Consider the following 11698-nt stretch of genomic DNA (forward strand, 5'->3'; position numbering starts at 1 on the left):
GCGGTCAGCCGGTCCGGCGCAGGGATGCGGTGACCTCGTCGAAGACCTCCGCGCGCTCGTGGAAGAGCGACGAGGGGGCGAAGAACACGAGCAACTGGGTGGGGTCCGTCTCGACAACCAGGGCCCGGACCTGCAGGGTGGCGGTGGGCAGTTGCACGGATCCCTCCATGACCTGCCCCGTCAGGTCTCCGACGGTGGCCTCTCCGCGGTGGACCAGGTACGCGTCCCGGCCGGGCAGGAGGGCCTCCGCCGCATCGACCCGGGCGGCCGGGGACTGACCCTCCAGCCCGGTGGGACGGTGGTAGATGGCCAGGCCGACGACGTCGGACGGGTCATCGGCCGCGGTCCGGCCCACGGCTGCAGGCGCCTCCGGGTCATCGGCGAAGAACGCGGTGAGGTCCGCCGGGGACAGCACGCTGACCGTGCTGTCCCCGGCCTGGTGGGTGCGGGCGGTCCAGTTCTCCGGGACATCGAGGGTGTAGGGCACGCCGTCTGCACGGAAGGGCACGTACCTCTCCCCCGGTGACCACCGGGCCAGCACCAGGCCGAGGCCCAGGAGCAGGAGGAGCACCGCGCCCAGCACGATCATCCAGCGGGCGCGTCCGCCCACCCGGGGCACCGCGCGGTGCCGGGAGCCTCCGTGCTGGTCCGGGCGGGGACCTGGCCCCGGGCCGCCTCCGGTGTCCGCCGGTCGTCCGGGCTCGGCGCGGACGTCGTCATCGCCACCGCGCGCCGGTCCGTCACCGGCGGGCTCGGTGGGGGCGTCCGGCGGGCGTGGCCGGACGTGACCGACGTCGGTGGCCGGGGCCCCGGACATCAGGCCGACCAGCGCACCGCAGGAAGGGGGCCGGTCCGCCCGGTCCCTCGCCATGCCCCGGAGGATCGCGGACTCGACGACGGCCGGGACGTCGGGGCGTTCACCGGCGAGCCGTGGCGGCTCCCCGGCCAGGTGGGCCCGGAGCCGTGTCTCCTCGTCCGCCTCCTCGTCCGCCTCGTCGAATGGTGGGTGGCCGGCGAGCAGTGCGAACGCCACGCACGCCAACGCGTACACGTCCGCCCGGCCGTCGACGTCCTCACCGCGGATCTGCTCGGGCGCCAGGTAGTCCACGAGACCGGGGTCCTGCGCCGGTGTGGTGGCCCCGGTGACGGTCGCCATCGACCTGCCCAGGCCGAATCCGGCCAGGTAGACGCGGCGGTGGCCGTCCGCGCCGTCGGCGGCGAGGGGATCGTCGGACAACAGGATGTTGCCGGGCCGGACGTCGCCGTGGACCACCCCGGCCGCATGGGCGGCGTCCAGGGCGGCGGCCGTGCCGGTCAGGATGCGCAGTGCCTCGGGCAGCGGGAGGGGGCCGCACCGGTCGAGCTCGGACCGGAGGTCCGTCCCGCGGACGTGGTGCATGGCGACGTACAGCAGCCCCGACCATTCCCCGGTCCCGTACACGGGCAGGATGTTCGGGTGGTCCATGGAGGCCACGAGCCGGGACTCACGTTCGAACCGTCGGGCGAACTCGTGATCGGCCGAGAGTTCCGGGGCGAGGAGCCTGAGGGCCACCGGACGGTCATGTGCGACGTCCAGAGCCCGGTAGACGACGCCCCTGCTGCCCCGGGCGATCAGTGACTGGACGCGGTACCCCGCGATCTCCGCCCCGGGTCCCAGGGAATTCCTCGGGCTGTCCACGGATCAGCCGACCGGATGACCGCAACCGGTGCAGAATCGCGCTCCCGGGTCCACCGCCCCGCCACACTGGGAGCAGAACCGACGACCGTCGAGCCTGTCCGGGGCGGGCCCGGTCCGCGCGTCGACGGTGCCGTCGCCGCCGTGGTCCGGTGCGGCATCCGGCGGTGCCGGCGCGTCGGCCGACCGGGAGTGCCGGGGGGCGGGGCCCGGGTGCGTGTCCCCCCGCCACCTCGCCGGGAGGACTGACGCCACGGACGCGGTGACGGAGCGCCAGCGGCCGGTCTCCGGAGGCCGGTTGTCGGCGCCGGCGGTCGCGGGCGTCCGGCGTCGTCCCAGGACGAGGGCCGCGACAAGGCCCGCCACGAGCAGGGCGCCGATCACGATGGCCAGGAAGGCCCCCCACCGCAGGCCTCCCGCGTCCTCCCCCGACCCGGTGGCTGCCGCCGCGTCGGCGTCCTCGACGGGCTCCAACGTCTGGGCCTGGTGGAGATGGCTCGTCGCCAGCGCGGAATCGTAGTACGTCAGGGACTCCTCGAGGGCGCCCTGGGCCGACCTGCCGGGGTTGCCCGAGGCGAGATGATCGATCCCCCGGCGGAACACCACGTCGAACTTCGAGGAGGACGGTTCCACGCCCGCCTCGTCCATGGCCGCCCGGATCTGCGCGGCGGTCACGAGCGTCAACGATCCGTCGTCCTGGCTCGGCCCGGCCAGTCCGATGACCTGACCGGTCGAGGGGTCGACGATAGGTCCGCCGGACACGCCTGCGCCGAATGGCGCGGCCAGGTCCTCCGGGGAGCTGATCACTCCGGTGGCGGCGTCCAGCCTCACCGGGAGCTGCACCGGACCGTGCTCCGGTCCAGGTCGTCGGGTGAAGCCGAGCAGGAGGTCGTCCGGCCCGGGGGCCGCGTCCGGTGCCGCGACCGTGGCGGTGGGCGCACCCCCGCCGCCGCTGATCCGGAGCAGGGCCACGTCCCCGGGCCCGGACGGGGAGTTGAGCAGTTCGGCCATGACGCCACCGGGCTCCGTCGTATAGGTGCGCACGTGGTACTGCGGGACCCGGAAGTGCACGCAGTGCGTCACCTGGTCGTAGCAGTGCTGCAGGTGCGGACCCCAGTACGGATCCGGCGTGGAGCCCCGCTGGGCCGGGTCACCGTCGTTGCCGACGATGGGGACGCCGATGACGTCGGCGAACAGCTCATTGGCGGCGTAGACGGCCACCTGGTCCGTGTCCACGCGGATGTTCTCCCACGTGGTGGCCACGACGCCGTCCGCGGACACCAGCACGCCCGTCCCGGCCCCCAGGGGCACGGTGGTCCCGCCGCGGGCGATCTCCACCTCACCGGAGGAGTGGTCGATGTGGACGATCTCCGCCACGGCACCGAGCTCGATGCGGACCAGCGCGGCCTTCGTCCCCTCCGTGCCGCTGTGGAGCTCCGTCGACGCAGACGGGGCGGGGCTTCCGGCCGCCGTCAGGCACACCAGGGCGGCGATGCCGAGGAGCACCCGGAGCAGTGGGACACGCGCCCGTCCCCCGGCGGAGCATTCAGCCGACGCTGGCACGGATCCATTGTTGACGAGCAAGGTTCTCACTGTTGCCCCGTCCCTGGGCCAAGAGGTTCCACGATGCCTGGGCAGAGGGTAGCAGGTCACCCCGTGACCCGGAACACATGCCCGTCCGCGGGCCCGTCTCGGTGTGGTCACGGTCGTGGCGGCATCGGATCATTGGGGCCCACCAGTCCCTCCCGGTAGGCCACGGCCACCGCTCCGGCCCGGTCGTGCACGCCGAGCTTCGTCAGGATCCGGTTCAGGTGGGTCTTGACGGTCGCCTCGCTGAGGAACAGGTGCTCGGCCATCGCCCGGCTGCCCAGGCCGTGGGCGAGGAGGATGAGCACCTCCCGTTCGCGATGGGTGAGGCGGCCCATGAGGTCGCCGCGGGGCAACAGCGACTCCGGCCGTCCCTTGAACTCCGCCAGCAGTCGCTTGGCGACCGCGGGGGCGAGCCAGGCGTCTCCGCGAGCGACCGCATGGACGGCCGCGACCAGCTCGTCCGGCGCCGCGTCCTTGAGGACGAAACCGGAGGCACCGGCGCGCAGGGCACCGTGCACGGCCTCGTCCACGTGGAAGGTCGACAGCACCAGGACCCCCGGCTGCGGCGCACCGGCCTCCTGTTCGTCGAGGATGCGCCGCGTCGCCTCGACCCCGTCCATCACCGGCATGCGGACGTCCATCACGACGACGTCCGGTGCGGTCTGGCGGGCCCGCAGCACGGCCGCACGGCCATCGCCCACGGCGTCCACGACCTCGATGTCGTCCTCGGCGCCGAGGATCATCGCGATACCGGTCCGGACCAGGGGTTCGTCGTCGGCGAGCAGGACGCGGATCATGGTGCCACCGCCGGCAGGGTGGCGCGGACCCGGTAGCCGCCGCCGTCCACCGGCCCGGTCAGGATCTCGCCGCCCATGAGCTTGATCCGCTCGTGGAGTCCGGCCAGGCCGTACCCGCTGGTCAGCTCCTGGGCCACGCTGCTGACCGTGCCGGAACCGTCATCGGCCACCTCGACCGTGACGGTGTCATCCACGCGGGCCACGCTCACGCGGACGTGCGTACCCGGTCCGGCGTGGCGGACCACGTTGGTCAGGGCCTCCTGCACGACCCGGTACACGCTCAGTTCGACGCTGGAGTGGAGCCGCCCCTCCATGCCCGACGTCGAGAGCTCGACGGTCACCCCGGCTGCCCTGGTCTGCTCGACGAGGGGATCGAGGTCCTTGAGGCCGGCGATCATCCCGGCCTCGAGCGCCTCCTCATCCGTGCTGCCCACGGTGCGGAGCACCTGGAGCAGGCGGCGCAGCTCGGCCATCGCCTGCTTGCCGACCTCCTCCACGGAGGCGAGCGCCGTCTCGGCCGAGGCTGGGTCCTTGACCAGCAGCCGCCGCGCACCGGAGGCCTGCAGGACCATCACGGTGACCGCGTGGGCCACGATGTCGTGCAGTTCCCGGGCGATCCGCAGCCTCTCGTCCGCGACGGCCTGCGCGGCCCTGACCTCACTCGTCCTGACGAGCTCACGGGCCCGGCGCCGGGACTCCGCGGCCCAGCGTCCCAGGAACCAGGCTGCGAGGTCGAAGACCACCAAGGCCACGCCGACGACCAGGACGGTCGTCCAGGGGTTCCCCTCCCTCGTGGCCAGGGAGGCCTGGTAGGACAGGTTGACGGCATGGGTGCCCAGGATGGCCGCGAGGCACCAGCCGCTGTACCGGGCCGGGCGCAGCGCCGCGGCGGTGAAGAGTGCCACCAGGAGACTGGCCAGGGGACGTGACCCCACCGTCAGGGTCAGGGCGGCGGCGTAACCGCACAGGATCAGGCAGATCAGGACCGGTGCGCGCCGCCGCAGGAACAGGACCGGCACCATCGCGAGGTTCAGCACGACCACCGTCACGGACGGCGGTCCGAGCGCGGACCATCCGGCGTAGGGCACCCCCGTGAACAGCAGCGTGTCCAGGGCCACCGCCCCGAGGGCGATCTTCACGTCCCGGCCGGAGACGATGGGCGAGATCATCGCCCCTCACCCCCGACCTGACGGACCGTGCTCCGGGCCCCGAGGGGGCCCCACGGCCGGCGCCCCGTGCCCATCATCGCCGGAGCGGCTTACCGGTCTCGACTGCACTCATGATCTTCCGTCCCGACCGCCCTTCCAGGCCCTGGCGGTGCTGCACTCATGCGGGCTGGGCCGTGGCGTACCGGCCCGAGCCCAGGTACCGCTCGATGCTCACGGCGCTGCGGTCGAGTTCACCCCCCTGCCTGCGGTGGCGGAAGGTGATGACCTGCCCGGTCCGGCCGCAGGCGCAGGTGCCGGTCTCGACCTCGCCCACGTCGTCGGTGAGGAGGAAGCCCGGATAACTGGTGTTGACGGCGTCCAGTACGGCGATCATGCCGGTCTGCCCGGCGGCGACCTCCCTGGTGACGTCGTGGATGTCCCGGATGGACACGTAGCACCACGGCGGGACGTGCTTGCGATGCAGGTGGCACTCGACCGCGAGCAGGTCCGACTCGATCAGTCCGTACATGTCCCGGACGTTCTCCCGGCTGACGCCCAGCCGGTGATGGCATTCGTCCCGGAAGTCCTCGGCGGAGACGGCCTCGCCCGGGTAGCGCTTCCAGCCGCCCAGGGTGATGACCATGCTGTAGGGGTCCAGGAAGACGTTGATTCCCTCGAGCTCGAGGAACCGGAGGAACCGACGCACGAGGAACGGGGGCCCGATGATGTGGCGGGTCATCAGGCCCTTCCACTTCCGCAGGTACTCCAGGGCCTCGGCGGGATCGAAGACGTTGTCACTGACGAGGTACGCGTGGTCGTCGAGGATGCCGTTGAGGATGTTGAAGACCTTGGCCATGCCGTTCTCCGGGGCGTCGGCGGAGGACGGGCTCAGGAAGAGGCCCGCTCCCCCGGACAGGCCGAAGAACTCCCGGTACGTCCCGGTCAGTCCGACCAGCGCGCGCGTCACCGTCTCGGCGTCGCGGCGCACGACCGAGGACACCCCGCTGGTCCCGGTGGACCGGGCCTCGGTCTCGACCTTGGACAGGGGGCAGGTGAGCAGGACGCGGGCGTCGGCTCGCTTGAACAGGCTGACGGGCAGCAGGGGCAGGCGCTGGAGGTCCTCGAGTTCGTGGAGCGTGGCCGGGTCCACTCCCACGGCGTCGCACTGGGCACGGTAGAAGCCATTCCTGGCCGTGTGGTAGATAGCGGCGTCCCGTACGAGGGTGGTGACCGACCGCGACCAGTCGTCCGGGGTCTGGTGGTGCGCTGCCGACACGTCGCCGAGGATCTGCGACAAGGAGTACATGGTCCTACCTCCCGGCGGTCTCGACGGCCGCCACGCTGGCGGCGGCACGGAGGTACCGGACAGGCAGCACACCGGCGTGATCGACGCAGGCATGGGTGATCTGGTGGTTGGCTCGCATGAGACTGCCCCTCTGCAATTCGTTCTTCCCCGCAGTTCGGCTCACCGATGGGCTCGAACTGTCCCTATGTCAGTCAATGATGGTTGCGAGAACACCAGAAAGGATCCTCCCGCAGCGGTACTTTGGGAATACCTGCGCTGCGGTAGGCCTCGTACTGTTCATTGCGTACGCGGCGCGCAGGGGACCTCTTGGACAACGCACAGCATCGCCATGATTGCGACCGCCCTGCGCCCGGTGCTGGACTTGATCACCGGCGCGGTGATGTGGATCCAGGGGATGGTTCACAGGGAGATACCGCGGCTGCCATCACCCAGAATGGCCGACATCCCGGTCGGAGCACGCCGGCTGAGGTCCGAAGCACGACCTGATCGTCGTGCCCCGGGCCGTTCGGCATCCACCACACTCCGTAGCACCGGGATACCGCCCGTGGCGGACGCTTTTGAGCGGGCTCCGGCACATTCTTGGAGGCACACGGTGTCCCGCTCCTGCACATCCAGCCGCAGCTGACCGGGCCACGACACCCATCCACCTCCCCACTCCGCAAGGTCGATCCCATGTCTCCACATCCGCCGGCAAGTGAACCCGCACCTCGTCCTCCCCGTGAGGCGGTACCGCCGCCGTCACGGCGTGCCCTGGGCGTCGACGTTGCCCGGGCGCTTGCCCTGGTCGGCATGATCGCTGCCCATGTCTTCCCGTCGGACGACGCCGACGGTGACATGACCCTGGCCTACGGCATTGCCGCCGGTCGCGCCTCGGCCCTGTTCGCGGTCCTCGCCGGGGTCTCCATCGCCTTCGTGGAAAAGCGATCCCGCGGACAGTTGGCCGGCCGCACCCTGGCGGCCGACCGGGCCGCCCTGACCGTCCGGGGCCTGCTCATCCTGTTGGTGGGCCTACTCCTGGGCCATTTGGACACGCCGATCGAGACGATCATCCCGTATTTCGGTGTCCTGTTCCTGGTGGCCATCCCGTTCTACGGACGGTCTTGTCGCTTCCTGCTCTTCTCCGCGATCCTCTTTGCCGTCCTCGGCCCGATCCTTCGGCACCTGCTCAACGGCCGTGCCCCGGAGCAGGTCGACATCGAGGCCGACTACACGCTGGTCACCGCGGCGCAGCAGCCGCTGCCGTTCCTTGCCGACATGCTGGTCACCGGTTTCTACCCAGTGGTCAGCTGGATGGTCTACCTGTGCGTCGGCATGGTGATCGGACGACAGGTGCTGACGTCACGCAAACTGGCGCTGCAGCTCATGGGGTGGGGTACGGCACTTGCCCTCGTAACCTGGAGCACCTCGAAGATCCTGCTCGGTCCTGTCGGTGGATTCCAGCGCCTCGTCGAGGCGACGCCAACCATGGACGGGGAGGACATCGCCGATGTGCTGGCCTACGGCCCATCGGTGTTGATGCCGAACACGACATGGTGGTGGTTGACGGCTGTCGCGCCACATTCCGAAACGTCGTTCAACATCCTGCACACTCTGGGCTCGGCTCTGGCCGTCCTGGGCCTCACCCTGTTCCTGGCCCGTGGGGGGCACAAGGTCTTCACAACGTTCGCGGCCCTCGGCGCGATGACCCTGACCCTCTACTCGACCCATTGCATCATCCTCATGCTCGAGATCCTGGACGAGGATCGCCCGGTGGTGTCCCTGTGGACTCAGATGATCGCCTTCATGGTCTACGCGCTGATGTGGCGAAGTTCGATGGGCAGGGGCCCGCTGGAGGCGATCATCTCGGAGGCCAGCGACTGGGTGCGATGGCGTGTGCGAGGAACGCGCCCAGTTCCCCCTTCACCGGACTCGGTGGAGCGGTCGCAATCGCCGCGACCGGTCGGGGCAGCCCGATGAATCACCCGTCAGTCTCACCAAGCCGCATAACACCGACAAGAACACCGAAGGGAAACAGATCATGAAGACTCTCATTGTGGGTGCCGGGGCCACCGGCGGGTTCTTCGGCAGCCGTCTCGTCCAGGCTGGTCGCGACATCACGTTCCTGGTCCGCCCCCGTCGGGCCGAGCAGCTGCGCGATGGCCTTCGCGTCTACGGGCCCGGATACGACGAGACGGTACCCGTCCGCACCGTCACGGCCCGTGAGCTGGACGGGCCCTACGATCTGGTCCTGTTGATGACCAAGGCATGGTCTCTTGACGAGGCGATGGAGGACATCGCCCCGGGGGTCGGGCCCAATACTGCGATCCTGCCCCTGCTCAACGGCCTGGCCCACCTGGACCGAGTCAACCACCGGTTCGGTCCCGACTCCGTGTTGGGTGGAATCGTCCGCGTGGTCACCACTGTGACCCCAGAGGGCGCGGTCCTGCAGATGAAGCCGCACGCCAGCCTGATCTTCGGCGAACAGGACCGGCAACGCACGGACCGCGCGGCCCGCATCGAACAGGAGCTCACGGTCCCCGGTTACGACCTGATCCTCGGCGAGGACATCCTGGCCGCCATGTGGCACAAGTGGGCCTTCATCGTGGCCGGGGGAACCACCACGTGCCTGATGCGCGGCACAATCGGCGCCATCCTGGCCACCCCCGGTGGCAGGGAGTTCGTCCTGGAGGTCATCGACCAGACCGAACGCGTCGCAGCAGCAGCCGGTTACCCTGTCTCCGAACTCGCCCACGCGGCGAGCCTGGAGATGTTCACTGAGCCCGGATCCGTGTTCACGTCCTCCCTCTACCGGGACCTGACGGCGGGGTTCTCACACGAAGGGGAACACCTGCTGGGTCATTTCGTGGCCATCGCCGAGCGGCATGGCGTGGATGTTCCCCTGACCCGACTGGCCCTGGCCCAGGTCCGGGTTCACGACCAGATGGCTGACCTCCGCAGCCGCCCAGCGCAGGAAGTTCCTCTGCAGATGGTTGCGGCCTGACCCCTGCTCCGTCGTCAAGACGGCAGGGAGAGCCGCCCGATCCCGATCGTGGGACGGGCGGCTCTGTCGTGTCCCGCTACCGTGCCCCGTAGGCCCTCAGCGCAGGCCGGGACAAACGACGTGCCGCATCAGCCATAGCGACGCAGCTCCGAGAAGAAGTCATCGATCACCTGGAGCCCACCGCTTCTGGCCACTTCGTCGTAGACGTACTTCCCCACGGCCAGGTCGAGCACGCCCAGGCCGAACGGCGAGAACACCACCGGGCGGTCATCCGGCAGGGAGACCGAGCCGGCCATGACGTCGGCCAGGGTTCCGTCCACGAAATCCCGGTGGCCCACCATCTGCTCGACGAGGTGGGCGGAGGTCTCGGCCTTGAGGCAGTGGTCGACGTCGTCCAGGATGTTGGCAGAGGCCAGCAGGACTTCCGGTGCCAGGTCCCTCAGGGACACGTGCAGCACCAGCGGATTGTGGGCGAACCAGGTCACGTCGTGCACGTGCGGCTGTGACGCGATGGTGGCGAACACGATGAGGTCGCTGTCCCGGATCATCGGCTCAGGATTCTCGTGCACGGTCACCCGAGCAGTAGTGCCGCTTCGTTCCAGGTATCCCTTGTATCCCTCCGCGCTCTCGACCGAGAGGTCGTGTACCCCGATCTCGTCGAAGGCCCAGTCGGTCGCGTCGAGGAAGGCGTGGATGTACCGGGCGATGAGGCCTACACCGAAGAACCCGATGCGTCTGGGCCTTTCCCCTCCCCTGCTGAGCCAGTCCGCGGCCGCGGCCGCCGATGCGGCCGTCCTGGAGGCACTGATGACGGAGCTCTCCATACAGGCGAACGGGTATCCCGTGGCGCGGTCGTTGAGGATCAGCACCGCGGAGGCACGGGGTATACCCGACGCCACGTTGTCCGGGAAGCTCGAGACCCACTTGATCCCGTCCACTCCGACGCTCCCGCCGATCGAGGCCGGCAAGGCGATGATGCGCGAAGTCGGACGGTCCGGGAAACGCAGGAAGTATGACGGCGGGTTCACCGAGTCCCCGGCGGCGTGCACCCGATAGGTCTCCTCGACCAGTCCAACGACCTCCTTCTCCCGCCCTTGGAGCACCTGTTGCACCTGGGCCCCGGGAATGACCGCAAACGGCGGAACGGCCTTGAGTTCCGTTGTCGTGGCCGGTGACGTCGTGAGATCACCCTTCATCGGACATCCTCCTGGACAGTGGTCACCAGATCGAATACCCGTTGCGGTTCCGCCATTCCGACGAGGATCTCTCGAGGCCCCTCGTAGGCCTCACGGCTGTGGGCCATGCGAACGTTGTCCACGACCATGAGGTCCCCAACTTCCCACGGGGTCCGCAGGGTGTGGGCCTCATAGACCTCATTCAGCAGGGTGATGACGTCCTCATCGATCGGATCGCCGTTGCCGAAGCGGGTATTGAACGGCAACCCATCGGGACCGTAGACGTCCACCAGGTACTCCCGGATCTCGGGTGCGATCGTCCATTCGTTCAGGAATGCAACCTGGTTGAACCAGCAGCGATCTCCGGTCAGCGGGTGGCGGACCACGGCGGGGCGTCTTTGCCGGGTGCGCAGTTCCCCATCGGACTGCCACTCGAATTCGATCTCATGGTCTCGGCAGTAGCTCTCAACGGCAGCTCGGTCGGAGACCCCGAAGGCCTCCTCATAGGACGCTCCGATGTCCTCGTTGTAACTGCGGGCCAGCAGCCAGCCCTCGTGTTCGAAGCGCCGGACCAGGTCCTCGGGGAGGGCGTCAAGAACCGTTCGAGCGTCCGCCACCCCCGTCACGCCACCGGCGCTAGGCGCCTCCAGACAGGCGAAGAGCATCATGCCGGGGAACTCCAGCGCATAGCTGAGTTCGTGGTGCATGCACATGGGTTGGTTCGCGGGCCACGTGAGCGACGAGTAGACGCCGTCGACATACTGCTTCCTGGTGGCGAAGGCCTCCCGGTCTGGCATCAGTCCATTCGGAGCCAGCCGGTGGAAGACGGCAGCCACTTCGGTTGCATCCTGAAGACCGAGCCCGCGGACCATCACTGCACCGTGTTCGGTCACGGCTGCACGCAGGGAATCGCGCTGCTGCTCGGCCCATTGAACGGGATCATGGCCGTCCGTGAGGGTAAGCATCGGAGGCCGACCGGTTTGGTGATCCACATCTACCTGGATCTTGGGTGGAGGAGACGACATCG

At 69.4% G+C, this 11698-nt stretch carries 9 protein-coding genes; 2 read left to right on the plus strand and 7 right to left on the minus strand.

The window, feature by feature from the left end:
- Positions 1-4: 4 nt before the first annotated feature.
- The 5 genes from CITRI_RS0101535 to CITRI_RS0101555 all read right to left on the minus strand — a co-directional run bounded on the left by CITRI_RS0101535 (position 5) and on the right by CITRI_RS0101555 (position 6516).
- Positions 5-1678: a serine/threonine-protein kinase gene (locus CITRI_RS0101535; protein WP_010142794.1), complete on the minus strand. Its 1674-nt coding sequence runs from the start codon at positions 1676-1678 to the stop codon at positions 5-7.
- Between the two features lie 3 nt (positions 1679-1681).
- Positions 1682-3181, minus strand: a complete 1500-nt coding sequence (locus tag CITRI_RS15810; RefSeq protein WP_010142795.1) for a zinc ribbon domain-containing protein — start codon at positions 3179-3181, stop codon at positions 1682-1684.
- Positions 3182-3375: 194 nt separating this feature from the next.
- Positions 3376-4062, minus strand: coding sequence for a response regulator transcription factor (locus CITRI_RS0101545; protein WP_010142796.1), 687 nt, complete (start codon positions 4060-4062; stop codon positions 3376-3378).
- Complete coding sequence (locus CITRI_RS18240) at positions 4059-5231, minus strand: sensor histidine kinase (RefSeq protein ID WP_010142797.1); 1173 nt, start codon at positions 5229-5231, stop codon at positions 4059-4061. The genes CITRI_RS0101545 and CITRI_RS18240 overlap by 4 nt, the downstream gene beginning before the upstream one ends.
- 157 nt (positions 5232-5388) lie before the next feature.
- Positions 5389-6516, minus strand: coding sequence for an acyl-protein synthetase (locus tag CITRI_RS0101555; RefSeq protein ID WP_010142798.1), 1128 nt, complete (start codon positions 6514-6516; stop codon positions 5389-5391).
- A gap of 672 nt (positions 6517-7188) precedes the next feature.
- On the opposite strand from CITRI_RS0101555, the gene CITRI_RS15820 reads away from it, so the two are divergent.
- Complete coding sequence (locus CITRI_RS15820; protein ID WP_083843197.1) at positions 7189-8472, plus strand: heparan-alpha-glucosaminide N-acetyltransferase domain-containing protein; 1284 nt, start codon at positions 7189-7191, stop codon at positions 8470-8472.
- Positions 8473-8533: 61 nt separating this feature from the next.
- The gene (locus CITRI_RS0101570) at positions 8534-9496 is read left to right on the plus strand and encodes a 2-dehydropantoate 2-reductase (protein WP_029138951.1); all 963 of its coding nucleotides are present in this window, start codon (positions 8534-8536) and stop codon (positions 9494-9496) included.
- 128 nt (positions 9497-9624) lie between these two features.
- Here CITRI_RS0101570 and sbnB read toward each other — a convergent pair whose 3' ends face one another.
- The gene (gene sbnB, locus CITRI_RS0101575) at positions 9625-10692 is read right to left on the minus strand and encodes a 2,3-diaminopropionate biosynthesis protein SbnB (protein WP_010142801.1); all 1068 of its coding nucleotides are present in this window, start codon (positions 10690-10692) and stop codon (positions 9625-9627) included.
- Positions 10689-11696 (minus strand): TauD/TfdA family dioxygenase, encoded by a 1008-nt coding sequence (locus CITRI_RS0101580; protein WP_029138952.1) that lies wholly within the window; start codon positions 11694-11696, stop codon positions 10689-10691. The genes sbnB and CITRI_RS0101580 overlap by 4 nt, the downstream gene beginning before the upstream one ends.
- Positions 11697-11698 lie beyond the last annotated feature (2 nt).

This window comes from Citricoccus sp. CH26A (assembly GCF_000224415.1).
GTDB lineage: Bacteria > Actinomycetota > Actinomycetes > Actinomycetales > Micrococcaceae > Citricoccus.

Coding starts and splice junctions, on each gene's coding strand:
- CITRI_RS18240 (WP_010142797.1), bottom strand. CDS start 5,231: ATGATCTCGCCCATCGTCTCCGGCCGGGACGTGAAGATCGCCCTCGGG.
- CITRI_RS0101580 (WP_029138952.1), bottom strand. CDS start 11,696: ATGTCGTCTCCTCCACCCAAGATCCAGGTAGATGTGGATCACCAAACC.
- CITRI_RS0101555 (WP_010142798.1), bottom strand. CDS start 6,516: ATGTACTCCTTGTCGCAGATCCTCGGCGACGTGTCGGCAGCGCACCAC.
- CITRI_RS0101570 (WP_029138951.1), top strand. CDS start 8,534: ATGAAGACTCTCATTGTGGGTGCCGGGGCCACCGGCGGGTTCTTCGGC.
- CITRI_RS0101545 (WP_010142796.1), bottom strand. CDS start 4,062: ATGATCCGCGTCCTGCTCGCCGACGACGAACCCCTGGTCCGGACCGGT.
- sbnB (WP_010142801.1), bottom strand. CDS start 10,692: ATGAAGGGTGATCTCACGACGTCACCGGCCACGACAACGGAACTCAAG.
- CITRI_RS15820 (WP_083843197.1), top strand. CDS start 7,189: ATGTCTCCACATCCGCCGGCAAGTGAACCCGCACCTCGTCCTCCCCGT.